At 64.9% G+C, this 24,806-nt stretch carries 24 protein-coding genes and 1 riboswitch; of the genes, 19 read left to right on the top strand and 5 right to left on the bottom strand.

Going from position 1 to position 24,806, the window contains the following annotated elements:
- The first annotated feature begins 75 nt into the window (after nt 1–75).
- The 4 genes from LWC34_RS32240 (at nt 76) to LWC34_RS32225 (ending at nt 4,817) form a co-directional block, all read left to right on the top strand.
- Nucleotides 76–1,704: a penicillin-binding transpeptidase domain-containing protein gene (locus tag LWC34_RS32240; protein WP_233729063.1), complete on the top strand. Its 1,629-nt coding sequence runs from the start codon at nt 76–78 to the stop codon at nt 1,702–1,704.
- Between the two features lie 212 nt (nt 1,705–1,916).
- Nucleotides 1,917–3,161: a PA0049 family protein gene (locus LWC34_RS32235; RefSeq protein WP_233729062.1), complete on the top strand. Its 1,245-nt coding sequence runs from the start codon at nt 1,917–1,919 to the stop codon at nt 3,159–3,161.
- A 223-nt stretch (nt 3,162–3,384) separates the two neighbouring features.
- Nucleotides 3,385–3,816 carry a hypothetical protein gene (locus LWC34_RS32230; RefSeq protein ID WP_233723013.1) on the top strand — a complete coding sequence of 144 codons (432 nt, stop codon included), beginning with the start codon at nt 3,385–3,387 and terminating at the stop codon, nt 3,814–3,816.
- Nucleotides 3,813–4,817, top strand: a complete 1,005-nt coding sequence (locus LWC34_RS32225) for an IS3 family transposase (RefSeq protein WP_233723014.1) — start codon at nt 3,813–3,815, stop codon at nt 4,815–4,817. The genes LWC34_RS32230 and LWC34_RS32225 overlap by 4 nt, the downstream gene beginning before the upstream one ends.
- Nucleotides 4,818–4,956: 139 nt before the next feature.
- Here LWC34_RS32225 and LWC34_RS32220 read toward each other — a convergent pair whose 3' ends face one another.
- Nucleotides 4,957–6,192 (bottom strand): IS256 family transposase, encoded by a 1,236-nt coding sequence (locus LWC34_RS32220; protein ID WP_233728926.1) that lies wholly within the window; start codon nt 6,190–6,192, stop codon nt 4,957–4,959.
- Nucleotides 6,193–6,442: 250 nt separating this feature from the next.
- On the opposite strand from LWC34_RS32220, the gene LWC34_RS32215 reads away from it, so the two are divergent.
- From LWC34_RS32215 to LWC34_RS32200, 4 genes are all read left to right on the top strand, one after another.
- Nucleotides 6,443–6,724: a DUF167 domain-containing protein gene (locus LWC34_RS32215; RefSeq protein ID WP_233729061.1), complete on the top strand. Its 282-nt coding sequence runs from the start codon at nt 6,443–6,445 to the stop codon at nt 6,722–6,724.
- A gap of 21 nt (nt 6,725–6,745) precedes the next feature.
- Entirely contained in the window at nt 6,746–8,224 is a 1,479-nt protein-coding gene (locus LWC34_RS32210) for a potassium/proton antiporter (RefSeq protein WP_233729060.1), read from the top strand.
- A gap of 493 nt (nt 8,225–8,717) precedes the next feature.
- A riboswitch (SAM riboswitch) is annotated at nt 8,718–8,833 on the top strand.
- A gap of 34 nt (nt 8,834–8,867) precedes the next feature.
- Complete coding sequence (locus tag LWC34_RS32205; protein WP_233729059.1) at nt 8,868–10,214, top strand: aminotransferase class V-fold PLP-dependent enzyme; 1,347 nt, start codon at nt 8,868–8,870, stop codon at nt 10,212–10,214.
- Between the two features lie 96 nt (nt 10,215–10,310).
- Nucleotides 10,311–10,790, top strand: a complete 480-nt coding sequence (locus LWC34_RS32200; RefSeq protein ID WP_233729058.1) for a hypothetical protein — start codon at nt 10,311–10,313, stop codon at nt 10,788–10,790.
- A gap of 4 nt (nt 10,791–10,794) precedes the next feature.
- Here the strand turns inward: LWC34_RS32200 and LWC34_RS32195 are convergent, their stop codons facing one another.
- Nucleotides 10,795–11,514 (bottom strand): ABC transporter permease, encoded by a 720-nt coding sequence (locus LWC34_RS32195; protein ID WP_233729057.1) that lies wholly within the window; start codon nt 11,512–11,514, stop codon nt 10,795–10,797.
- Nucleotides 11,511–12,416, bottom strand: a complete 906-nt coding sequence (locus LWC34_RS32190) for an ABC transporter ATP-binding protein (RefSeq protein WP_233729056.1) — start codon at nt 12,414–12,416, stop codon at nt 11,511–11,513. Before LWC34_RS32190 ends, LWC34_RS32195 begins: the two co-directional genes overlap by 4 nt.
- A gap of 112 nt (nt 12,417–12,528) precedes the next feature.
- On the opposite strand from LWC34_RS32190, the gene LWC34_RS58225 reads away from it, so the two are divergent.
- The 7 genes from LWC34_RS58225 (at nt 12,529) to LWC34_RS32155 (ending at nt 18,487) form a co-directional block, all read left to right on the top strand.
- Nucleotides 12,529–13,677 carry a sensor histidine kinase gene (locus LWC34_RS58225; RefSeq protein WP_233729055.1) on the top strand — a complete coding sequence of 383 codons (1,149 nt, stop codon included), beginning with the start codon at nt 12,529–12,531 and terminating at the stop codon, nt 13,675–13,677.
- An 818-nt stretch (nt 13,678–14,495) separates the two neighbouring features.
- Entirely contained in the window at nt 14,496–14,756 is a 261-nt protein-coding gene (locus tag LWC34_RS32180; protein ID WP_233729054.1) for a hypothetical protein, read from the top strand.
- A gap of 235 nt (nt 14,757–14,991) precedes the next feature.
- Nucleotides 14,992–15,660, top strand: coding sequence for a response regulator (locus tag LWC34_RS32175; RefSeq protein WP_233730909.1), 669 nt, complete (start codon nt 14,992–14,994; stop codon nt 15,658–15,660).
- 20 nt (nt 15,661–15,680) lie between these two features.
- Nucleotides 15,681–16,514, top strand: a complete 834-nt coding sequence (locus LWC34_RS32170) for a helix-turn-helix domain-containing protein (RefSeq protein WP_233729053.1) — start codon at nt 15,681–15,683, stop codon at nt 16,512–16,514.
- Nucleotides 16,511–16,927, top strand: a complete 417-nt coding sequence (locus tag LWC34_RS32165; protein WP_233729052.1) for a VOC family protein — start codon at nt 16,511–16,513, stop codon at nt 16,925–16,927. Before LWC34_RS32170 ends, LWC34_RS32165 begins: the two co-directional genes overlap by 4 nt.
- A gap of 74 nt (nt 16,928–17,001) precedes the next feature.
- Complete coding sequence (gene lspA / locus LWC34_RS32160; RefSeq protein ID WP_233729051.1) at nt 17,002–17,565, top strand: signal peptidase II; 564 nt, start codon at nt 17,002–17,004, stop codon at nt 17,563–17,565.
- Between the two features lie 37 nt (nt 17,566–17,602).
- Entirely contained in the window at nt 17,603–18,487 is an 885-nt protein-coding gene (locus tag LWC34_RS32155; RefSeq protein ID WP_233730908.1) for an RluA family pseudouridine synthase, read from the top strand.
- 251 nt (nt 18,488–18,738) lie between these two features.
- Here the strand turns inward: LWC34_RS32155 and LWC34_RS32150 are convergent, their stop codons facing one another.
- Nucleotides 18,739–19,812 carry an Lrp/AsnC family transcriptional regulator gene (locus LWC34_RS32150; RefSeq protein WP_233729050.1) on the bottom strand — a complete coding sequence of 358 codons (1,074 nt, stop codon included), beginning with the start codon at nt 19,810–19,812 and terminating at the stop codon, nt 18,739–18,741.
- Between the two features lie 165 nt (nt 19,813–19,977).
- Here LWC34_RS32150 and LWC34_RS32145 point away from each other — a divergent pair, with 165 nt between their 5' ends.
- Genes LWC34_RS32145 through LWC34_RS32130 form a run of 4 tightly spaced genes read left to right on the top strand, consistent with a single transcriptional unit; the run spans nt 19,978 to nt 24,170 of the window.
- Complete coding sequence (locus LWC34_RS32145) at nt 19,978–21,375, top strand: extracellular solute-binding protein (protein WP_233729049.1); 1,398 nt, start codon at nt 19,978–19,980, stop codon at nt 21,373–21,375.
- Nucleotides 21,362–22,297, top strand: a complete 936-nt coding sequence (locus tag LWC34_RS32140; protein ID WP_233729048.1) for a carbohydrate ABC transporter permease — start codon at nt 21,362–21,364, stop codon at nt 22,295–22,297. Before LWC34_RS32145 ends, LWC34_RS32140 begins: the two co-directional genes overlap by 14 nt.
- The gene (locus tag LWC34_RS32135; RefSeq protein WP_233729047.1) at nt 22,294–23,112 is read left to right on the top strand and encodes a carbohydrate ABC transporter permease; all 819 of its coding nucleotides are present in this window, start codon (nt 22,294–22,296) and stop codon (nt 23,110–23,112) included. The genes LWC34_RS32140 and LWC34_RS32135 overlap by 4 nt, the downstream gene beginning before the upstream one ends.
- Nucleotides 23,112–24,170, top strand: a complete 1,059-nt coding sequence (locus tag LWC34_RS32130; protein ID WP_233729046.1) for an ABC transporter ATP-binding protein — start codon at nt 23,112–23,114, stop codon at nt 24,168–24,170. Before LWC34_RS32135 ends, LWC34_RS32130 begins: the two co-directional genes overlap by 1 nt.
- Here the strand turns inward: LWC34_RS32130 and LWC34_RS32125 are convergent.
- Entirely contained in the window at nt 24,167–24,769 is a 603-nt protein-coding gene (locus tag LWC34_RS32125) for a nucleoside/nucleotide kinase family protein (protein ID WP_233729045.1), read from the bottom strand. The genes LWC34_RS32130 and LWC34_RS32125 overlap by 4 nt on opposite strands.
- Between the last annotated feature and the right edge of the window lie 37 nt (nt 24,770–24,806).

The following is a 24,806-nucleotide window of genomic DNA, read 5'->3' as shown; positions in this document are numbered from 1 at the left end:
GTTGACACTTTCTGGCATGCTGCCAACGGACCGGGGGGTCTTAGGCACGTGTCTCGGCAGGGGGAGTGGAACGTAGTGACTGACGGCAGAAGACGCGGGATCTTGATCGGCGGGGCCCTGGCGGCGGTGGCAATCATCGTCGCCGGGGTCTTTGTTTTGTGGCCCTCATCATCGGAGAGCAAGACGGCGGATCAAACGCCCGCGGCTCGGACAACTCCGCCGAAAAAGCAGCCAAGCCTGGTGATCGGGCCCTTCCTGAAGGCCCTGTCGGCAGGTAAGGCGGACGAAGCGGCCGCATTGACGGATAACCCTGAGGCGGCCCGTGAAGCGATTACGGCGCTGTTCAAGGGGCTTCCGGCCGGTTCGCTGACGTACGAGGGCATGCCGTCGACCGACCCGAATCCCGCGACTGTACCGGTCACCGCGACATTGAAGGTCATGGTGCCGCTCAGCTGGAACATGTCGGTGCCGGTCACGAAGGTCAGCGACGACAAGTGGGTCGTGAAGTGGTCGCCAACCGTGCTGCACCCGAAGCTGCAAGCCGGTCAGACCATCGCGGTGTTAGGGGAACAGGGCGAAACCGGCGAGGCCGCGGTGCTCGATGACGCAGGAAAACCGCTCGCTGTCTGGGAAGGCTCGACGACCAAGCCAACTGGCCCGCAGATCGCGGCTCCCGTGATGAAGGCGCTCCTGGATGGTTCTTCGGGCGGCAGCAGCGGTTCGGGGGACAAGCGGTACGTGGCGATTGTCGACAGCGCAGGCAAAGACGTGGAGCTGCTGTACGGCGAGAAGCCGACGCACAGCTCGGCCGATGCGGTGAAGTCCACGCTGAACGCGAAGATCACGGCAGCGGCGCAGAGCGCGGTCGACAAGTCCAGCCAGCCAAGCATCATCGTGGCCATCAAGCCGAGCACCGGCGGGATCCTCGCCGTGGCCAACAACTCCTCGGCAGGGGCGACGGATGCGTTCAGCGGCCTGTTCGCGCCGGGATCGGCCTTCAAGATCGCCAGCGTGGCGGCAGCGATTCAGCAAGGCCTGAACGTGGACTCACCAGTGGAATGCCCAGCCTCGGCGAACATCAGCGGCCGTACGCTGAAGAACGCGGGCTTCGACGTGCCGAACGCGAATCTGCGAACGGCATTCGCAAGGTCGTGCAACACAACCTTCGGCAAGATCGCCAGCCAGCTCCCAGCGGACGGCCTGAGCAAAGCGGCAAGCCAGTTCGGACTGAACGCCGACTTCGAAATCCCCGGCCTGAGGACAGAATTGGGCAAAGTCGAGCCCTCAGGAAACGCGGTGCAGCGCGTGGAGGACAGCATCGGCCAGGGCCGGGTCGTCGCCTCCCCGCTGGGAATGGCCGTAGTGGCCGCCACTGTGGCCAGCGGGAAAGCGGTGACGCCAAAGCTGCGTGCGGACGTGCAAACCAACGTGGTGACCGGCTACCAGCCACCCTCGGGCGCAGTCCTGAGCCAGATCAAGTCGATGATGGGCGCGGTCGTCACATCCGGAACAGCGACCTCGCTAAGCAGTTTCAAAGGCACCTACGGCAAGACAGGCACGGCGGAAACAGAAAGCCAAGGAACCAACGCCAATAGCTGGTTCGTCGGTTTCCGTGGTGACGTCGCCTTCGCGGTGCTTGTCGAAGACGGCAAGACATCGACGCCAGCACTGACCGTGACGGCGAACTTCCTCCGCGGCTTCTAGCCGGTTTCGGGCGGCAGGACATAGACGCCTGCACTGACGGTCATGGCGAGCTTCCTCTGCGGCTTGTAGCCGAGTTTCCGTCTCGGGTGGCACGGCATCGACGGCAGCCCTGACCGGGACGGCGAACTTCCTCTGCGGCGTCAAGCCGACTTTCGTCTCGTGCGGAGCCACCTCATCCCTGATTGCATGTCAGTGACGTGAGGAGAATCTTCGTGAGGACAGTGCTGCGCAGGATCCTGACCTGCGGAATTGTCATCGGTTCGCTAATCGCTGCGGCACCGGCTGGCTACGCGCAAACGACCGGTGCGGATTGTGTCGACCGCGCGGTGCCAGTAACGGTGTCGGAGCGCCGACTGGATCTGGCGGTGCCGCAGGAAGTGCTGCGCCGCAGTGGCTTCGACCGCTTCGGAGCAAAGTTTGAGCGCCAACTGTGCGCCATTCGGACGAAACATGCCGCATCCGCTTTCATCCGTGCGGAAGGCGACAGCCTGTGGCGCGCGGCGGTAGACCGCGTTCAAGGCCGTGGACCTGCAGGCGGAGACCTGACCAGAGCAGACGACCGTCCGCTCTACTGGGCCCGCCTGGCGCTGACGAAGGCGTTGCGCCAATGGAAACCCCGCTTCACCCTGCCGGAAGCCGACCGCACGGGCCTGATCAACGCAATGGAAACCAGCTCCCGCGGGCAAGACACGGTCAACTTCCCACCGGGTCTCAAACGAGTGATGGTGAGCGGCTTCGACCCATTCCAGCTAGACGGAGACATCCGCCGCAGCAACCCATCGGGAGCAACAGCGCTAGCGCTGGACGGCGTGATCATCAAAACCCCAACCGGTCCAGCAATAGTGCAAACAGCGATGTTCCCAGTCCTGTGGGGCCCCTTCGAAGCAGGAACAGTCGAGCGCACATTCCTTTCCCAGATGCCAAAACTCACCATGTTCACAACGGTGAGCCAAGGCCGAGTCGGCCGAATCGACATAGAACGCTACAACGGCCGCTGGCACACAGGCTTGGACAACGACAACCTCACCCGCGCGACGACAATCCCAATCCCATCAGGGATCCCGACGGTAACCCCGCAACCGGAGTTCGTGCCGACAACCCTGCCGTACGAGAAGATCCTCGCGGCGACAACAGGCCGCTTCCCAGTCTTCGACAACACATCGGTGACAGAAATCCCAGCAGGCGCAACAACGCCAGTAGTCTCCCCAACCGGCCCAACGCCAGGATCAACAGCAAGGGCAGGCGGCGGAGGAAGCTACCTCTCCAACGAAATCGCCTACCGCACAACACTTCTGCGTGACGCATTGAAGCTGAAGGTCCCCGGCGGCCACGTGCACACGCCGGTCCTGCAGTTCGCCCCAGACAATACAACAGCGATAACAGACCCAACCTTCGAGCAGAACCGGGTAGACATCGTCGCCCAAGTGAAGAAGATCCTCGAAGCAGCCCTGTCCTGACACCTAAGAACCCCAACCGCGGCCTGGCTCAGAACAGAGCCGGGCCGCGGTCGTATGTCCCAGCCACCAGCCACCAGCCACTCAATCCAACCCAACCCGGCCGCTCAGGCAATCCAGTCACTCAGCCCAACTCGCCGCTACCCTCTTTGTCAGGATCGTGTGAGACACCCGGTGTGAGTACCGGGGTTCCTGACCAAGGGCGGGATCGGAGATCCTTGTGTACGTGTCCACTCCCGCTGACGACCAGCCCATCCCGTCGACACCGGCGGGCGATCCCGCGCCGCGTCCGTCCCGGCGGGTGTTCAGCCCGGAGTACAAGCTGGCGATCGTCACCGAGTACGAGAACGCCCCCAACGGCGAGAAAGGCGCGATCCTGCGCCGGGAAGGCCTGTATTCCTCGCACATCATCGAGTGGACACGCGCCCGCGACGCGGCCGCCCTGACCAGCGGCCCGGCGGACCCGTCGACACCGGCGAAACGCTCGAAGAAATCAGCCGAGCAGATCGAGCTGGAGAAACTCCGCCGCCAGAACGAGAAACTGCGATCCGACCTGGCGAAAACCCGGATAGCGCTGGACATCATGGGAAAAGCACACGCGCTCTTGGAAGGACTCTCCGAGAGCGCGGAGAACGACGAGCCGCCGAGGACGTCATGACGGCCGCGTTCACCGAACTACGCGCAGCCGAGGTCTCGGTGCAGCAGTCGTGCGCGCTGACCGGGATCTCCCGCGCGACCTACTACCGGCGCGCCAACCCGCCGCCGGCCAAGCACGGTCCGTGGCTACCGCGCCAACCACCGCCCTCGGCGTTGACCGACACCGAACGCACAGCCGTGCTGGCCTTGCTAACCAGCCCGACCTACGCGGATCTGGCGATCCCACAGGTCTGGGCCCGCGAGCTGGACGAGGGCCGATATCACTGCTCGATCTCCACCATGTACCGCATCGCCCGCGCGGCTGGGCAGGTGTCCGAACGCCGCCGGCTGGCCACCCATCCACCCCGGGTCCGCCCGGAGCTGATCGCCCGCGGCCCCAGCGAGGTGTGGTCCTGGGACATCACCGCGTTGAAAGGACCGGTCAAAGGCGTCTGGTACAAGTGCTATGTCGTGCTGGACATCTTCTCCCGCTATGTGACGGGCTGGCTGGTCGCCGCGGCCGAGGACGCGGTCGTGGCCAAGGATTTCCTCGCTGACGCGGTCGCCCGCAACGGGGTCGAGCCGCACACCATCCACGCCGACCGCGGCGGGGCGATGGTCTCCAAACCAGTGTCCGACCTCCTGGTCGATCTCGGCGTGCTGCGGTCGCATTCCCGCCCCCGAACCTCGAACGACAACCCGTACTCCGAAGCCCAGTTCAAGACGATGAAGTACGTGCCGGATTTTCCCGACCGGTTCGGGTCACTGGCCGACGCCCGCGCGTTCTGCGAGAGCTTCTTCCTGGCCTACAACCACGAACACCGGCATTCCGGGATCGGGATGCACACCCCGGCCTCGGTCCACTTCGGCACCGCCGAGCAGATCCAGACCCAACGCCAAACCACCCTCAACCGGGCCTACGCCGCACACCCCGAACGCTTCACCCGCCGACCCCGGCCACCCAAACTGCCCGAGGCAGTCTGGATCAACCAACCCATTCCACAGTCACAACCAGCCCTGTAGACACAAACCGTCTCAATTGGACTTGACAACTACCGCTAAGCCAACCCAGCCGTTCAACTCAACCCAGCCGTTGAACCCAACCCGCCGTTCAGCCAACAGGGGACTGTCAAATTTTCGGTGTAATTGGATCTTGATAAGGTTAGATTCGGTCGGCGGACAGGCGTCCGTCGAAGGCGATGTCGAAGGCGTTGAGGGCGGCTTTCCAGCGCATGGTCCAGCGTCCTCGGCCTTTGCCGGTCGGGTCCAGGCCCATCAGGGCCATGTACAGGCACTTGAGTGCGGCTTGCTCGGTGGGGAAGTGTCCGCGGGCATTGACCGCCCGACGCAGCCGGGCGTTGATGCTCTCGATGGCGTTGGTGCTGCAGATGACCGTGCGGATCTCGACGTCGAAGGCCAGGAACGGGGTGAACTCGGCCCATGCGTCGGTCCACAGCCGCACGATCGCCGGATACTTACGTTCCCATTTCTCGCTGAACTCGGCGAACCGGTCTAGCGCGGCCTGCTCGCTGGGTGCGGTGTAGACCGGTTTGAGGTCCTTGGCCAGCACGCCCCAGTCCTTCTTGGAGGCATACCGGAAGCTGTTGCGCAGCAAATGCACGACACAGGTCTGCACGATCGTTTTGTCCCACACGGTGTTCACCGCGTCGGGCAGGCCTTTCAGTCCGTCGCAGACGAGCATGAGCACGTCCCGCACGCCCCGGTTCTTCAGTTCGGTCAGGATCCGCAGCCAGTACTTGGCTCCCTCACCGTCGCCGTGCTCGCCGGCCCACAGCCCGAGGATGTCGCGGTCGCCGTCGATGGTGACCCCGAGCGCGAGGTAGATCGACCGGTTGGCGACCTGCCCGTCGCGGATCTTGACCCGGATCGCGTCGATGAACACCACCGGATACACCGCGTCCAGCGGCCGGTTCTGCCATTCGGTCATGCCCTCCAGCACCCGGTCGGTGATCGCCGAGATGGTGTCCTTGGACACGCTGGTGCCATACACCTCGGCCAGATGCGCGGAGATCTCCCCGGTGGTCAGACCCTTGGCCGACAGCGACAGCACGATCCCGTCGATGCCGTCCAGCCGGCGCTGGCGTTTGCGCACGATCGTGGGTTCGAACGAGCCGTCCCGATCCCGCGGCACGGTGATCTCGACCGGGCCGGTCTCGGTCAGCACGGTCTTGGCCCGCGTGCCGTTGCGGGAGTTGCCGCCGTTGCGGCCGGCCGGGTCGTGCTTGCCGTAGCCCAGGTGAGCGTCCATCTCGCCCTGCAGCGAGGACTCCAGCACGATCTTGGTCAGCTGCGCGATCAGCCCACCCTCACCGCTGATCGCCATACCCTCGGCTTGTGCTCGCTTCGCCAGTTCGGCCACGAGCTTCTCATCCACCACCGGGCTGGCCGCCGTCGTGGCCTGAGTCTTCGTCCTGTCAGTCACAGGTGTACCCTCCACTTTGGACAGTTACACCGAAATTTTTACACTCCCGCCAACAGAACCACATAGGCCATGCCTAATCCCAACCTCAGCGTGCGCTTGCCTTGCAGGCGATGTTCGACAGTGATCACTGTGCATAGTGCCGACTTTTTCGGGTAGTCCATCGTCAGTTTCACACCGTGTTCGACAGCTCCCGGATAATCGGGTGGTGGATTTTCGCTTTGCTGTCCGGGTGAAACCCGGTGCGCGTAAGGATCGGGTCGGCGGCCGATGGGGCGAAAACGCGCTCATTGTTGCGGTTGCGGCACCTGCCGTGGAAGGGAAGGCGAACGAGCAGCTGCGTGTCGTGCTGGCCAAGGCTTTCGGTGTGCGCAAGGCGGCTGTGTCTCTTGTGGCGGGTGAGCGTGGTCGCGACAAGGTTGTCGAGCTGTCGCCCGCACCAACTGATGCGGCCGAACGGCTCAACACGCTGCTGGCCGAGAGCACTTAGGACAGATGAGACAATGCTGGCGTGAACGGGCTGACCCTCGCCCTGGGGATCGGGGCCGCCGTGGTGCTCGTGGCCGTGCTCGCGGTCCGGGTGTCGGTCCGGCTTGGCCTCCCGTCGCTGTTGCTGTACCTGGGCATCGGGGTCGCGATCGGCGAGGCGGGGATCGGCATCCGCTTCGACGACGCCCAGCTCACCCAGGCATTGGGCCTCGCGGCGCTGGTGCTGATCCTGACCGAGGGTGGCCTCACGACCCGCTGGACAGAGGTCCGACCATCCGTCGGAATCGGCATCGCATTGTCCACTGTGGCCGTAGCAGTCAGTATCGGCGTGACCGCGACGTGTTTGCACTACATCCTCGGCCTTGACTGGAAACAGGCCGCACTGTGGGGATCGGTGCTGGCATCAACCGACGCTGCCGCGGTCTTCAGCGTTCTGCGTGGCCTGGGCGTCAGCAAACGTCTGGTCGGCTCACTCGAGCTTGAATCCGGCCTGAACGACGCCCCGTCCTACATAGCCGTGGTGCTGCTGTCGACCGCCACCACGATCGACTGGATGTTCCCCCTGCTTGCCGTGTACGAACTGGCAGCGGGCGCGTTGATCGGCCTAGGCCTCGGCTGGCTGGGAGCGGTAGGTCTGCGCCGGGTCGCATTGCCCGCCACCGGCCTCTACCCGTTAGCCACAGTCGCCGTATGCGTGGCCGCCTTCTCAACCGGTCAACTGGCCCACGCCTCCGGCCTGCTGGCGACCTACGTCGCGGGCCTGGTCCTCGGCAACTCCAAGCTCCCACACCGCGCCGACACGCTGTCTTTCGCTGAAGGCCTGGGCTGGCTGTCCCAGATCGGCCTGTTCGTTTTACTCGGCCTGTTCGCCTCACCCTCCCGTCTGCTCGCATCGGTTGTGCCCGGCCTTGTCGCCGCGGCAGTCCTGCTGTTGCTGGCCCGACCTTTGTCTGTCCTGCTGTCTGTCCTACCCTTCCGCGTCCCATGGCGAGATCAGCTCTTCCTGTCGTGGGCAGGGCTACGCGGTGCGGTACCGATCGTCCTCGCGATGATCCCGCTCAGCGAAAACCTGCCCGGTGCCAGAGACCTGGTCGACGCGGTCTTCGTGCTCGTAATCGTGCTGACCCTGGTCCAAGGCGGCACCCTGCCTTTTGTCGCCCGGTTGCTCGGCCTCGCCAAAGGCGCACGGTCCGAGCAGGTGGAGGTCGACGCCGCACCCCTGGACGAGCTGGGAGCCGAGCTACTCCAGGTCAAGATCCCGGACGGCTCCAGGCTGCACGGCATCTACCTGACTGAACTCCGGCTACCGCCAGGAGCAACGGTCAGCTTGGTCACCCGTGAAGGCGACGCTTTCACCCCAGCCCCAACCACCCGCCTGCAAGTCCACGACCAAATCCTGATCGTGGCCACGCAGCAAGCCCGCGACGCGACGGAACGCCGCATCCGCGCCCTCGACCGGGCCGGCCGCTACGCCCGCTGGCGCGGCGAGCACGGCGACTAACCAGCGACCCAACCAAGCCCCTCGACCACAGCAACTACCAGCCACGCCTGCGAAGCCCAGCCAGCCGAGCCGCAACCGAACCAGCGGTTGAAGCGATCAACCATGCCTGCGGCGCGCTTCCGATGGATAAGCCCGTGACCGGTTTATGCCAGCCAAGCCTGTCACGGTGGCCTCCGATCACATCTGCGGTTCGACCCGCGAGTTCAAGCCCTGCGATTCGGTCCATCTAGTCAAGCCTGGCCGGTGACAGTCAGTCCTCGGTCGTCGGCTGGTGACGGCTTCTGTGGGGAGCGCCAGCATTCATCTCTCGAAACTCCCGGTCTCGCAGGCTCGGAACCGTTCTCGGCAAAAGTTGGCTATCACCTGGGGTTTCAGGTAGTCCGTCGCCCGGGTGGAGCAACGTGAGTGCGCTGCGTGAGTTGTGGCATACGGCACATTTAGGCCGTCGGGTGGTCGCGTCAAACGGTCTCCTTCCGCTACTGTTCGAAACGAAGGTCATGAGTGCCAGCGCGAAGCCCCGGCTTGCTGGCCGGCAACCCTCCTACCGCGGTGGGGTGCCCCGGGTGAGGACCAGGCCCGCCACAAACCGTGGCAGGGCAAGCGCGGACCCTCCTGGGTCCCCTAGGCCCGGAGGAGCCGAGAAATGACGCTCGCACTGCCCAGCCAACGCCAGTTCGCTCAGGACCACGCCCAGGTGCCGCCGGTCGTCAGCGACACGCTGACTGTCCCCCTCGCCACCGGTGAGCAGATCCAGTACGCCAACCTCGACCATGCGGCGAGTGCACCCTGTCTGCGCAGCGTGCAGGATGCCGTCGACGAACTGCTGCCCTGGTACGCCAGCGTCCACCGCGGCGCGGGTTTCGCCTCCCAGGTCTCCACCAAGGTCTACGAGCGTGCCCGTGACGTTCTGCGTGAGTTCGTCGGTGCACGCACCCGCGACACTGTGGTCTTCACTCGTAACTCCACGGATTCCCTGAACCTCCTCGCTCGATCGTTGCCCAAGGCGACGTCAGTGGTGCTGTTCGACACCGAGCACCACGCCGCTTTGCTGCCGTGGCGGGGACCTTCGGTGCGCCGCGTCCAGACTCCGCCGTCGGCAGGCGACGCCGTTATCGCCTTGGACAACGCATTGGCAGCAGCGCCAACAGGTCCACGTCTTGTGGTGATCACCGGGGCCTCCAATGTGACCGGTGAGCTTTGGCCGGTCGAGGAACTCGCCGAGGTCGCCCGGCGCCACGGCGCGCGAGTCGCGTTGGACGCGGCTCAGTTGGCGCCGCACCGCCCGATCGACATCAAGTCGTGGAACGTCGACTACGTCGTGCTGTCAGGACACAAGCTGTACGCCCCCTTCGGCGCCGGTGTTCTCATCGGCCGCGCCGACTGGTTGCAGGCGGCGGAGCCGTACCTGGCTGGCGGCGGAGCCACCAAGCAGGTGGTGAGCTGGGGTGACCGCCTTGGCGTCGCCTGGTCAGCTGTGCCTGAGCGGCATGAGGCCGGGTCCCCGAACGTCGTCGGCGTGCACGCCCTTGCGGTGGCGTGCAAGACGATCTCCGCGCAGTGGGCCGACATCGAAGCCCACGAACTCGCCCTGCTGCACCGGCTGCGTAAGGGCTTGCGTGACGTCCCAGGCCTGTCCGAGCTCAGCATCTTCGACGGTCCGCGCGTCGGCGTGGTCAGCTTCACGATCGCTGGCCATGACGCAGGCCTGATCGCGGCCGCATTGTCCGCCGAGTACGGCATCGGCGTGCGAGACGGCGCGTTCTGCGCACACATCGCGACTCGTCGGCTGCTGGGCAAAGTCGGCTCGACAGAGCAGCGTGCCCTGCGGGCCAGCCTCGGCCTTGGCAGCACCATCGAACACGTGGACCGGCTTGTCAACGCACTGAGGACATTGGTGACCGAGGGCCCGGCGCTGAACTACCGGCTTGAGGACGGCCGCTGGGTGCCCGAGAACGACATTCGGCCGCTGCCGTCGTTCCTGACCGACTGATCGCACCGGGCGGGGCGCGGCCCTGCAGGCCAGCCATATCTCCGGATCTTGTCGTTCGTGCTGTCCTGTGTGGTCTCATCGTCAATACTCCCTGCCATGAGCTATCTAGGTCCTGGTTGGCCGCAGCCGCCCTATGGCGGATACGCGGCACGCCCGAGCACGGCTCCCGCTTATGTCTCGGCGGCGTTGTTTGCTGCGTGCGCGGTGATCTCCCTTGTGGTCTCGATCATTTCCTGGGACGGCTCAACGAGAAGCATTGAAGCGGTCCTGGCTGTGCCAGGGATGATGTTCTCCGAGGACCTCACCGGCAACGTCGATTTCGGCATCTCCATGGGGATCTCGGTCGGCTGCACCTTCGTTTTGTTGGCGATCCTGCTCGCGGCCAGGCTGGCGTTCGCCCGGTGGCTCACCGCGATCCTGGGCGCCGTCGTGGTCCTGTACCACGTCTACGCGATCGTCAAGGTCCTCGTGGATGGTGGCGGTGCGTTCATCGCCGCTCTGACCTTGTCGCTTGTTCTCTGGCTGCTTGCGGAGATAGTCGTGCTCCTTCCTGCTGTTGGTCAGGCAATGCGGTAGGTAATCAGGGCACATCCCGCCGGAGTATCGCGACGGCCGCGCCACCACAAGCCGCGCCGACGTAGCCGATCACGACCAACGGGTGGTTCATGTTCGGCAGCATCAGCTGACCTATCCGGTCGTCCCACGGGGCAGGCAAGAAGCCGACCAGGACCGGCAAGATGAACACCAGTGCGGCGATCGCGGACAACGCGCCCGCTGTCGAGCGGAGCACTACGCCGAGTCCCAAACCGACAATGGCGACCACCATTACCACCACGCTGGCCCGGACCAAGCTGGGTAACTCCTCTGCGAAGGGCGTTGCATATCCAGGAAACCCCCTTCTAGCAAGGATGTCCTTGCTCACCAGGTACGTCGAGAATGTGACGAGGAGACCGGACAGCAACGCGAGCACACCGACCACAACTGCTTTCGACGCCAGCACGGACAGTCGCCTTGGTGCGACCGTCAAGCTCGTGTGTATCGCGCCCGTCGCGTACTCGCCCGTCACGATCAGAACACCGAGCACTGCGAGACAGAAGTGCAGGAAGGGTGCCGTGGTGTCCTCGATCGAGGCGTCCGAGAGACGTCCCCGGCTTTCCAGCGACATGGCTTCCCATGTCTGACCCCATGCATACGCCAACAGTGCCCCGAGCAGCGCGATCGCGATCACCGCGAGCAGTACGAACCGGGTCGATCGACTAGTGCGGATCTTCAGCCACTCGGCCGAAAGCACATCTCTCATCGCTGGTCACCTGTACGGTAGTTGACGCTGTCCGAGGTCAGCGCCAAATAAGCTTCCTCGAGGGACGCGTTGCGTGGAGTCACTTCGTGAACGGTGATTCCGTGCCGCGCGACCATATTGCCGATGTCGGCCACTGCCAGTCCTTTCACCAACAGGCCACCCAGCTCACTGTCCACTGTGGCACCTGATGCCATGAGTATCGAAGCCAGCTCGGCTGGCTGAGGGGAACGAACCAGCACACCTCGGTCGAACTGCCTGAGCAGGTCACGGACTGTGGTGTCGCTGATCAGCCGACCACGGCCGATGATCAGTAACCGGTCGGCCGTCTGCTCCATCTCACTCATCAGGTGACTCGAGATAAGAACAGTGCGGCCTTCGGCAGCCAACGATCTGGTCAGGCCGCGGATCCAGCGGACGCCGTCCGGATCCAGTCCGTTGACCGGTTCGTCGAATATCAGCACGCCAGGATCACCCAGAAGAGCTGCGGCGATGCCGAGCCGCTGTCTCATCCCCAACGAGAACCCGCCGATCCTTCGTGTGGCGACGCCTGCGAGGCCAACCTGTTCCATGACGGACACCACGCGGGTGTCATGTATGCGGTTCGTCCTGGCGAGACAACGGAGGTGGTCGAATGCTGTTCGTCCACCTTGGACAGCGTTGGCGTCGAGCAACGCTCCGACTTCATGCATGGGGAAACGCAACTGGTCATATCGGCGGCCCTGCACCAACGCCTCGCCCGAGGTGGGCGCGGCGAGGCACAACACCATTCTCATGGTGGTGGACTTCCCTGCCCCGTTCGGGCCCAGGAAACCGGTGACACAGCCGGGATTTACTTGCAGCGACAGGTTTTCCACCGCCGCGGTGGCGCCGTAGCGCTTGGTGAGGTGCGTCGTTTCGATCACGACTCCACGCTGCCGCATCCGGGCTGGTCGGCGCATCTGTCTGGAGATAGAACCGCGATCTCTATCTCCAGACAGAGGCGAGATGTCGGACCCCCACGCTAGCGTCGAAGGCGTGGACGAAAACGAACCTCGACCCTTCCAGTTCGGCGGGACGACAAAAGCGCAACAGTACTTGTGCGACAGCGCTTTCGCATTCGCCTTCGCGCTGCTGGCCGTGTTCTCGTGCCTGCTGCGCGGCGTCGCGACGCCTGCGCCGGAGTGGCTCGCCGCGGTCATCGTGGCGGGCAGCATCCTGCCGATAGCGGTGCGCCGCCGCTGGCCGCGGCCGGTGTTCGGGATCGTCCTCGCCCTATCAACACTGTCAGTTCTGCTGAATCTGACCGACATGCCCTACGTGGCCCCAGCGGCCGCGGTGTACATACTCGCCCTGACAGAGCGGAGACCTCGATGGGAACCGACCTTGCCACTCGGCCTGCTCAGCAGCCTCGGCCTGCTGATGGTCTTGCTCATCAGCCCGGTCGGTGTGCGGGGGTCGACTGCGGGCCAGTTACTGGTCGGCCTCGCGATCATGGGCACTACCTGGACAGTGGGCCGGGCGATCCGTGATCGGCGCGCGTATCTGGCACGGTCGACCGATCGAGCAGTGACCGAGGAGCGGCTGCGTATCGCGCGTGAACTGCATGACGTTGTCGCGCACAGTATGGGTCTGATCGTAGTGAAGGCCGGATTCACCAACCATTTGCACAACGTCCAGCCAGTCCAGGCGCGAGAGGCGTTTGACCTCATCGAGTCAGCAGGGCGAAGCGCGTTGACGGAGTTGCGACACATGTTGGGAGTGCTGCGGACCGACGGCTCTCCGGTCGACCTCGCTCCAACGCCGCAGACCCGTGACTTAGTGGAACTCGCCGATCGAGCCGCGCTGGCAGGCGTGCGGGTCACTATGGAGACCCGAGGCGTGGACCGATTACCGGAGGGTATTGGGCTGTCGGTGTACCGAATCGTGCAGGAGGCATTGACCAATGTGGTGAAACACGCGGCACCGACGGTGTGCCGAGTCGTGGTGGAGAACAACGAAAGTCAGGTGCGGATCGAGGTGGCTGACGATGGATCCGGCGGCAACATCTCAGGCCGTCAGCCTGGTCATGGCCTGATCGGAATCAGAGAAAGAGTGACGATGTACAACGGAACCTTCGAAGCAGGACCACGTCCGAGTGGCGGATTCCGTGTCTCCGCAACACTTCCTTACAGAGCGACGTCATGAACGGCTCACATGAGTCGGCGATCCGCTAGCGGTATTGGGGCACAAAGGATGGCGAGACACCGCTTTGTCCGTCGGCAGGCTGAACGACAGTGGGCAGGTTGCGATGTATGGCTTTCGAGGCGGGGCCGTGCCCCGGACAAGGGGTATGGGTGCAAGCCGTACTTCTTCGTGGAGGGGAGTGATGAGCAGCTTGTGTGTTGCGAGGCGATTTGTTGGTGATGGGAGAGATCAATGAGTGACGAGACATGGGTTGGTTCTGCTGTGCCGCAGTTGGGGCTCAGTGGCAAGGCGATGAATCGACCGCGTTTTCGAGGCGGGCCCCTGTTCTGGCGAGAGGCTACGGAGACGACCTACTTCCTTGTGGAGGGCTTCGTGAGTTGTTTGTGTGATCAGGAACGATCCGCTGGTGGTGCCGAGGAGCAACGACTGAGCAGATGTGGTCCAGGTCCGCCCCCGCCATGATCGGGCGGTGTGAGGCCTTTTGTGGCAAGGGGTTTGGGTCGGTTGTCCGGTCTGTTTGGGTGGATCCTGTTGCAGGGGGCGGATTCCATGCCGCTACGTGTCCTTATCGGGAGTGGTAACCGTCTAAGTCAGAAGCGGTCGGTGCGTCGGTTCACTGGTCACTTCGGCACACGAGAGGGCTAGCTGTCATGTCTGGTGAAGCACTCCGCTTCCTTGCGGTCTGCGCACAGGAAGGGCTTCAGTCGCATCTGCTAGCAGTAGATGTGGGTGAGGAGAAGACAGTCAGTGTGACTGCGTCTTCACGTGGTGGCCTGCCTCGGCGTGGAGCTGTCATCACACGGCCTGGATCCTCGGCCGTGACCGGCGGGCGGTGGGTCTTCGGGCACGAGATGGCGGCGCTACCTCACGACAACCCGGTCTGGCAGGTCGGTCAGCTCGTCCAGATCGACCAAGGTCGACAGCACCGAGCGGCCGCTGGATCGGACCTGGCGGATGTGCTCACAGCGCAGTTCCTGCGTGCAGACGTCGACACTGCGCGCCCGGGGGCATGCGATGAGCGGTTTCTGATCGATGGGCAGGTCCTGGCCGACGACCAGTTTCTGTTGATTGTCGTGTGAGGGGTGCCGATCGACGGGTCAAGTGCGGGCCGGTGATGGTTTGACTGGTCAGGGTAGCTGGTGGTTACACATGCCTTGTGAGATAAGGAAAAACGGAGGCGAACTGTAGGGTGACGTCGTGGATCGGTGTGGGGAGCTTGGGTTCTGGAAGGCTCGATGTTGGCATCTATGGCTGGGAGAGGAAATGAGGACAGGATGGCTGTGGCTGTTATGAGTTCGGCTGGTGAAGGCGGACATGGTTCGGGTTGTCATTGCCGATGATCAGGCCTTGCTGCGTGGGAGCTTTCGGGCGCTGATCGATTCCGACCCGGATTTCACCGTCGTCGGTGAGGCCGGGACCGGGCGGCAGGCGGTCGATATCGTTGATCAACAGCAGCCGGATCTCGTGCTGATGGATGTCCGGATGCCGGAGATGGACGGGATCGAGGCCACACGCTTGATCTGTGCTGCGCGACCGGAGACTCGGGTCTTGATCCTGACCATGTTCGACCTCGACGCGTATGTGTACGGCGCGCTTCGGGCAGGGGCCAGCGGGTTTCTGCTCAAGGATGCGCGGCCTGGTGACTTGCTTGCGGCGGTCCGGACTGTTGCGGCAGGGGATGCGTTGATCGCGCCCAAGGTGACCAGGCGGTTGATCACGGAGTTCACCAGGCGGCCGGTGCAGCGCAGAGCCGCCGAGGAGCTCACGATGATCACCGAGCGGGAGACAGATGTGTTGACCCTGATCGCGAAAGGACATTCCAATGCTGAGATCGCACAACGGCTGTATGTCAGCCAGGGCACCGTAAAGACTCACGTCAGCCACTTGCTCGGCAAGTTCAAGGCTCGTGACCGGGCGCAGCTCGTGATCGTCGCCTATGAGACCGGTTTGGTCTCGGTCGCTTCGGACTTACTTGGCGACTGACCTGGCTTACGCTGGCCTCGATGACTGAGTCGGACGTGGACTTCGTGACGCGGGCTCCGCACCCCGCGCTGCGTCACCTTGTCCGGCGGTACATCGGGTATACGCAGCATGACGTCAGCTTGTCGGTTCACCGTGGGCTGCCGTCCGGCGCGGTGACGCTGATCATCAGCTTGGCTGAGCCGATCAAGATGGTCGGTGGGCCCGGTGGCGGCGGTCAGACCCAAGCCGCGGTCGGTGGGCTGCATCTGGAGCCAACGTTGATCCAGCAGGACCGGTTCCAGCAAGGGCTGCACCTCGAGCTGAACCCGGTCGGTCTTCGGGCCTTGCTCGGGATTCCGGCGACCGAGCTGACTTCGGACGTCATTGACCTGGCTGATCTGCCGGTGAAGTGGGCTGGCTCGTTGCCGGATCGGCTGGCGGCGCAACCGACGTGGGCGGCGCGGTTCACGCTTCTCGACGCCGAACTGTCCGGGACGCTGTGTCCGGTCAACCTGGTGGCCGAAGTGCAGTGGGCTTGGCGGCAGATGATGACCGGGCGTGGGGTGCGGTCGGTCAACGACCTGGCTGACGAGGTCGGGTGGAGCAGACGGCATTTCACGTCACGATTCGCGCGAGAGGTGGGACTTGGACCTAAACAGGTGTCGCGGCTGATCCGGTTCGAGCACAGCGCGGCGCTCATCCGCGGTGGCCAGTCGCTGGCCGAAGCCGCCGTCGCGGCGGGCTACTACGACCAGGCGCACATGACCAACGAGTGGCGGGTGTTCGCTGGGTGCACTCCAGCGACGTGGGTTCGGGAGGAGCTCCCGTTTCTCCAAGACCTAGGTGACGAGGACCCGGCACAGTCGCTGGCATGACCGACCACAACAACGCAGGCGACAACAACCCAGGCGTGTGGACATGTCTCAGGTACAACGACGCTGATGCTGCTCGGGTCTTCATGACCGAGGTGCTCGGCTTCGCCGAGACGCTGACCGTTCGCGACGACAACGACAACACCCGAATCGTGCATGCGGAGGTGAAATGGCCTGAAGGCGGCGGGATCATGTACGGCTCCGGCGGTACCCACGCGGACTACCCGCAGCCCGTTCCCGGCACCCAGTGGATCTACGTGGTCACCCAGGACGTGGCCGCCGTCCACAAGCGGGTCGTCGCGGCGGGCGGCAAGGTGGTCACTGAGCCCGAGGACACCGACTATGGCTCGCGGAACGTGGCCGTGGCCGATCCCGAGGGCAACATCTGGACCTTCGGCACCTACCCGGGTGCGTGACCTTTCCGACCGGTGCGGGCCCCGCTCCGGCCGGGGGTGAGCGGGGTGTCGGGTGATGCGTGGACAATGACCAGGTGAGTACCGAGAGCAATCCGGAGGAGCCAAGGCCACCGCGGAAGGCGGCGATCCTGCTGAGCACGGCCGTCGTGTTCTTCGCGGCCGACCTGGTGACCAAGGTCGTGGCACTGGCCCAGCTGGAGGGCAGGGAACCGGTCCGGGCCCTTGGCGGCCTGGTCTACCTGCAGATCGTTCGCAATCCGGGTGCCGCGTTCTCCGTCGCGACCGGGATGACCTGGGTGCTCGCGCTTGTTGCCATCGGAGTGGTTGTCGCGATCATCTGGGTGCTGCCCAAGCTGCGGTCCGGCGGGTGGGCCGTTGGGCTCGGGCTGGTCCTGGCCGGTGCCATTGGCAACTTGGTCGACCGGTTCTTCCGGGCACCTGGACCGCTGCGGGGACACGTCGTGGACTTCGTCTCCCTGTTCGGCCCGAATGGGGAGTACTGGCCAGTGTTCAACGTCGCGGACTCCAGCATCGTGGTGGGCGGCATCCTGATCGTGGTGCTGTCGCTGCTCGGGCACGAGTACGACGGCCGTCGTTCGCGCGACAAGAAGAAGACGGAGACCGCGCCAAGTGAGTGACCTGCGAACCCTGCCCGTTCCCGATGGCCTTGACGGCATGCGGGTAGATGCCGGACTGTCCAAATTGCTCGGGTTGTCCCGGACTGCTGTCGCGGCCATCGCTGAGTCGGGCGACGTTGTCATCGACGGGCGGCCTGCCGGTAAGTCCGACCGATTGGTCGCGGGCACGTGGCTTGAAGTGACGCTCCCCGCGCCGGAACGTCCAGTGGAGATGATCCCTGTTCCCGTTGAGGGCCTGCGGATCATCTTCGAGGACGACGACATCGTCGTTGTCGACAAGCCAGTCGGCGTCGCCGCACACCCCAGTCCCGGCTGGACTGGGCCGACCGTCATCGGCGGCCTCGCCGCGGCTGGCGTGCGGGTGTCCACATCGGGCGCCGCTGAACGGCAGGGCGTTGTGCACCGGCTGGACGTCGGCACCACCGGCGTCATGGTCGTCGCCAAAAGTGAATATGCCTACACCGTGCTCAAGCGGGCGTTCAAGGAACGCACTGTGGAGAAGATCTATCACGCAGTCGTCCAAGGACTGCCGGATCCGAGCACGGGCACGATCGACGCGCCGATCGACCGGCATCCCAAGCACGACTACAAGTTCGCCGTTGTCGCGTCAGGGAAGCCGAGCGTCACGCACTACACGGTGCTGGAAGCGTTCCGGGCGGCGTCACTGGTCGAGGTCAAGCTGGAGACCGGCCGGACACATCAGATCCGGGTGCACTTCTCGGCACTGAGGCACCCATGCGTCGGGGACCTGACCTACGGTGCGGACCCCGTGCTGGCGAAGCGGTTGGGCGTCACCCGGCAGTGGCTGCACGCACGGACACTCGGGTTCGACCACCCGGCCGACGGCCGATGGGTGGAGTTCACCAGCGAGTACCCCGAGGACCTCGCGGTGGCCCTTGAAGGGCTACGCGCCGAGTCCTGATGGCAGGGAAGGCTCCATGATCGAGGCGAGCGCCTCGATCATGGCGTCGGGTTGGTGCGGGTCGACCGGTCGAGGCAAGCCATTGGCCGGAGTGTGTGCTGGTCGCGGCTCAATGGTTCTGGCGGGCTTTCGCAGCGGACTGCGTCCGGTCGGTCGGGCTCGATGGCGTGCTGGCAGAGGCGTTGGCAGGACTGCGTGGCCGGGTTATGGCTCAACGGTTCCGGCAGGGCCTTGGCAGCAGCGTGGGCCAGCTATGGCTCGACGGTCCAGGTCAGAGCTTTGGACGTGTCGTCGGGCCGTGCTGTCCACCGAACGGCTGTGACCTCGATGTTCTCGGGCAGCACGTACACCGCGTGGCCACCGGCGGTTTCGCCGGGAGCTACGCCGATCCGGTGTGGCGGGCGGGACGAGAGTGAGACCGGGGCCTTGGGGACCGCTTGACCGTCCTTGGTGACCAGGACCAGGTACAGGTCTGGCAGTGAGTTGAAGTTCACCGCGCCCCTGTTCACCATCTCCGTGTGGACGACCACCGAGCGTTCACCTTCCTGCAGGCGGTAACCGGCCGCGGTGAACAGGAAGTCGGCTGGGTCGACCACCTCTACGAGTTGGATTGCCAGGCGCTCGCCTTCGAGCCCTTCGGTCTCCAGTGTGCCGCCGACCTTGCCGGTACGTGCCGTTGCTGGGCGGGCGGGTGGGGGTGCGGGTTGCACCTGGACGGCCGCGTGCCCGGCTGGTTGGTCGCCTCGGGCCCATGCGGACGTCTGGGGTGGCCCCCATGTGCTCATCACCGGGTCTGCTGGTGGTGGCGGTGGTGGCTGGGCCGGGATCGGCTGGCTTGGTGGCTGTGCGGGGCCCGCGTAGCGGCCTGATGGCGTGCCGTGGACCGGGTACGGGCCGGACGGGGTCGCAGGGACCGGGGGTGGGTACGGACCTGAGGGCGTTCCTGCTGGCTGCGGGTACGGGTGGACCGGCGGAGCTCCCGTTGGCGCGCCCCCGGAGGGAGCCACAGGGTAGCCCGTTGGTGGCGGGTATCCGCCGGATTGGACGACGTTCGGCGGGTAGGCCGCTGCCGGATATGCACCGGATGGTGTGCCCTGGACCGGGTAGCTGGGTGGTGTCATGGCCGCCAGCGCGGCCCGTATCCCGTTTGGGTCGCATTCGACGCCTACGACCAGCGGGAGGCCATTGGCCGACAGTGCGACTAGCCGGGAGGCCACCTCTCGTGGGTCCATTCCCAGCCGGGCGGCGACTTCGTGCACGGCGGCCCGGCCCATCTCGGCGATCAGGCTGAGCAGTCGCATGTCCACGGGATCGGGGGTCACCACGGCTGGAAACGCTACCCCGTCGTGGTGACCAGCGCGTGCACCGCCGTATCCCTCTCGCCCGAACGGGCGCGAGGCTCTCTTGTCATTGATCACCTTCTGAGGTGAAGATACGCGCACCCAACCGCCAGTGGGTTTTGGTGAAGGTTCCACTTGGGAGGCGCGACGATGCGACGATGGCCCTTGATGTCCCTGCTTGTGGCCGTGCCGTTGCTGGCCGCAGGGTGTGTTGGCAAGCCTGCCGACACGAACACCGGGCAGAACGCGGACGCCAAGGAGATCACCCTGACGATCTCCTCGAACGCCCTTGAAGGCGGCAAGAACGCCAACATAGCCAAGTGGACCGTCGACTACGTGATCCCCAAGTTTGTCGAGGCGCAGAAGGCCAAGGGCGTCACCGCCACGGTCCGGTTCGACGGCAACGGCGCGGACGACAAGGACTACAAGACCAAGGTCGCGCTCGATCTGAAGACCGGCGGCGGCGCCGATGTCCAGGAGATCGACGGGATCTGGCTGGGTGAGTTCGCGCAGGCCGGGCAGGCCAAACCGCTCGCCGACCTGGTCGGGCAGGACAAAGTGGACGCGTGGGAGGGCTGGTCGAAGATCCCGTCGGCCGTCACCGCGCTCGGTGACTTCGAAGGAAAGCGGTACGGCGTCCCGGTCGGCACCGACGGTCGCGTGCTGTACTTCAACAAGAAGCTCTTCACACGGGCCGGGTTGCCTGCCGACTGGCAGCCGCGCAGCTGGGACGACGTGCTGGCAGCCGGGCAGAAGCTCAAGACCATCCCTGGTGTCGTGCCGATCCAGCTGAACGCGGGCACCGCCATGACCGAGGCGACGACGATGCAGGGCGTGCTGCCTTTGCTCGTCGGTACTGGCAAACCCGTCTACGACAGCGGCAAGTGGCAGGGCGCAACGCAGAACGTCAAGGACGTCCTCGGGCTGTACCAGAAGATCTATTCCGGCGGCCTCGGTGACCCGTTGCTGCAGCAGGAGGCCAAGGGGCGCGACAAGTCCTTCGCACAGTTCGCCGACAACAAGATCGGCATCCTGCTGGAGAGCGACTACTTCTGGCGCGCGGTGGTCAACCCCGCCAACGGCGTTGCCAAGATGGCCGACCGGGACACTGCCGTCGGCTGGGCCAAGATCCCGGCTGAGCGGGCCGGTTCCGGTGTCGGCGGCCAGGACTTCGTCAGCATGTCCGGCGGCGGGATCCGGATCGTCAACCCGAACTCCAAGTTCCCGCAGCAGGCATGGGAACTGCTGCAGTTCATGAACTCGTTCGACGCCACCAAGGCACGTGTGTCCGCGACGCCGCAGATCACTGTGCGCAGCGATGTCAACGATGACGTGCTCAAGGGCGACCCGATGCTCACGTACGTGTCCAAAGAGGTCCTGCCGATCACCCGCTACCGTCCCGGCCTTGCTCAGTACACGCAGGTCTCCTCGGCGTTGCAGCAGGCGACGGCCGATGTGGTCGCGGGCAAGAGCGTGGACGAGGCCGCGGCGACGTACCAGCAAGCCGTGGTGAAGGCGGTCGGCGAGGGCAACGTTGCCACCGGCTGACGTCGCGACTGCGCCGGTAACCGCGAAGAAAAGGACCAAGAACTCAGCGCTCGCGACCGACTCGGCCGGTCTCGGCCGTGGTCGCGCGCTGCTGTTCGTGGCACCCGCGCTGGTGCTGATCGGGGTTTTCCTGGTCTTCCCCGCGCTGTGGAGCATCTACATCGGACTGACCAACTACACGTTGACCGGGCCGACGTCGGTCCGTCCTGACATCGTTGGCGTCGACAACATCACCGACGCGCTGAGCGACCCGCTGTTCGGCAACTCGCTGTGGCTGACCTTGGTCTTCGTGTTCGGGTCAGCCTTGATCGGCCAGAACATCCTCGGGTTCGCGCTGGCATGGATGCTGCGCAGCGCGCGGCGTTGGCTGCGGCGCCTGGTCGAGGGCATGGTGTTGCTGGCGTGGATCTTGCCGAGCACGGTGGTCGCGTACCTGTGGGTCGCCGTGCTGGACAGGGATGGCGGCACGCTCAACGCGTTGCTGAGCACGCCGGGCACTGCTTGGCTCGTCGAGTATCCGATGATCAGTCTGATCGTGTTCAACGTCTGGCGTGGCACGGCATTCTCGATGCTGCTGTACAGCTCGGCGCTGGATGTCGTGCCACCGTCCCAGTTGGAGACCGCGCGGATGGTCGGCGCGGGCAAGCTGAGCACGCTCAGGGACGTCGTGTTCCCGCACATCCGTGGGCATGTGCTGACCAACACCTTGCTGATCACCTTGTGGACGGCCAACGACTTCACGCCGTTCCTGCTGACCGCGGGCGGCCCTGACCACCGGTCGGAGACGTTGCCGGTGTTCATTTACCAGCAAGCGCTTGGCTCGGGCGCGCTCGGCTACGCGTCGGCGATCTCGTTCCTGCTGTTGCTGGTGAACTTGGTGATCGCGTTGGTGTACCTCAGGTTGCTGCGGAGGCGCGGATGACTTCCCTGGTATTGCGCCGGATCGCGTACACGGTCTTCTTCGCGGTGATCCTCGCGTTCTTCGCCGTCCCGATGCTGTGGCTGGCCAGTGCGCCGTTCGACAGCAGGCCAGGTCTCGGGCTGCGCTGGCCGGACTGGACGTTCGACAACGTCACGGCGACGTTCGAGCATCCGTACGCACTGGGCTCATTGCTGAACTCGTTGGTGCTGTGTGGTTTGGCGATGATCGTCACGACCGCTCTCGCCGCGGTCTCCGCCTACGCCCTGTCCCGCGTGCGAATTCCCGGCCGGGACATCCTGCTGTACGTCCTGCTGCTGCTGTCCAGTGTGGTCACCGGGACGGCCGCGATGGTGCCGATCTTCGTGATGATGTACCAGCTCGGCCTGATCAACTCGCAGTACGGCACTGCACTGGTGATCGCGGGCGGCATGCTACCAGCCGCGATCTTCATCCTCAAGGACTTCGTCGACGCGGTGCCGCGGTCCTACGAGGAGTCGGCGCGAGTGTTCGGCGCGTCCCCGTGGCAGATCCTGCGGCACGTCGTGCTGCCGATCGCCCGCCCAGGCATCGCGACCATCGTGGTGTGGTCGTTCGTCCAGGCCTGGGGCAACTTCCTACTGCCGTTCCTGCTGTTGCGGGACGTCGACAGCCAGCCTGCCGCCGTGCTGATGCGCACCCTCTACGACGAGGGCGGCAGTGCCAACCTGACCGTGATCCCGGTGTTCTCGTTGCTGTACTCGATCCCGGTGGTCGTGCTGTACCTGTTCGTGAGCAAGCGTTATGGCTTCCGTTTCCACGGGGGGATCAAGAGCTGATGGCCCGGATCAAGATCGACGAACTGTCCACTGTGTATCCGAACGGGGTACGTGCGGTGGACGAGCTCGACCTGGAGATCGCCGACGGAGAGTTCTTCGCCCTGCTCGGGCCGTCCGGCTGTGGCAAGACGACGTTGCTGCGCACCATCGCCGGGCTCGAACAGGCCACCGACGGCACGGTGACGATCGGCGAACGGGACGTCACCTCGGTCGAACCTGGCAAGCGCCAGGTCGCGATGGTCTTCCAGGACTACGCCCTGTTCCCGCACATGACGGTGTCGGAGAACATCTCCTACCCGTTGAAGGTCAGGCGTCAACCCAAGCCACAGCAACGAGAAGTGGCCGAACGGACAGCCAACAGCCTGAGCCTCGGCGGCTTGCTCGAGCGCAGGCCAGGCCAGCTGTCGGGCGGTCAGCAGCAGCGTGTGGCGCTGGCGCGTGCCGTCGCGATCGACGCCGAAGTACTGTTGCTGGACGAGCCACTGTCCAACTTGGACGCACGGCTACGCCTTGAAGCAAGGACATTCCTGAAGCGACTGCAGAAGGAAATCGGTGTGACGACGGTGTTCGTCACGCACGACCAAGCCGAAGCGCTCGCCCTCGCCGACCGGATCGCGGTCATGGAGTCCGGCAAGATCCGCCAGTTGGGCAGCCCGCGCGAGGTGTTCGGCCGCCCAGCGGACACGTTCGTCGCCAACTTCATCGGCTCGACCCCGATGAACCTGCTCGACGGCACCATCGAGAACGGCGAACTGGCGGTGGCCGGGGCCACCCTGCCCTCGCCTGTGGACCTGCCGGACGAGACAAAGGTGACGGTCGGTGTCCGACCGGAGTACCTGGCGCTCGGTGCTGAAGGACCGGGAATCACCGGGACCGTGTCCACGATCGAGAACCTCGGCGTGAGTTCACTCGTGACACTGGAGTGCCCGGACGGCAGCCTGGTCGGCCTCACGGTCCGCGAGCAGCACGAACCGGCGATCGGCTCGACGGTCACGGCGGCGCCGGAGGAAGGGCGCCTTTTGCTGTACAGCAAGGAGGACGGCACGATTCTCGGCTAGCCGACCCGCATCGCCGGATGCTGTGGGTCGTCGTAGCGAACGGCCACGTCGGCCGTGGTCAACGGGTCCACTTCGGCGTCGTAACGGGCGAAAACGGGCAAACTCCACGCGTCGTCCGCCGGGGTCCGGCGGGCGAGCGCGGCCGGGGAAAGCCAGAGATGGACCGCGAGGTCGAACGGCAATCCCCGGCCCAGCAACAATTCCCCGTCCACCACGACCACGCCGTTGGCCGGTAGCGGGACGTAATCGGCTCGGGTGGCCCGGTCGGTCTCGGCGTTCCACAGCGATGGCAGAACCTTGTCACCGGTGAGCACCTCGCGCCGCAGCGCGCCTTCGTCCAGCCAGGACGAATACCGAATTTCCTGGTCGGTCTTGCCCTGCTCGAACCGCAGTGACGCGGGCCGAAGGAAGTCATCGGCACGCACCCTGATCACCTGCCTGCCCAGCACCCGCAGCGGGTCGATCAGGGCGTCGGCCAGCTCGTGCGGTCTGGCCGCCGGCGCACCGTCCACAACGACCCGGATCTGGCCGGGCACAGCGGTTATGCATGACACGACGTGCTCGGTCAGTGCGGCGAAGGACACAGGTTGGAAGCGCACGACACCCAAGAATGTCAGACCTGTCATGTTCAATCGG

The sequence above is a fragment of the Kibdelosporangium philippinense genome (genome assembly GCF_021390435.2).
GTDB lineage: Bacteria > Actinomycetota > Actinomycetes > Mycobacteriales > Pseudonocardiaceae > Kibdelosporangium > Kibdelosporangium philippinense.
Note: the sequence above shows the minus strand (reverse complement) of the source record. Positions and strands in the feature narration are given on the sequence as shown.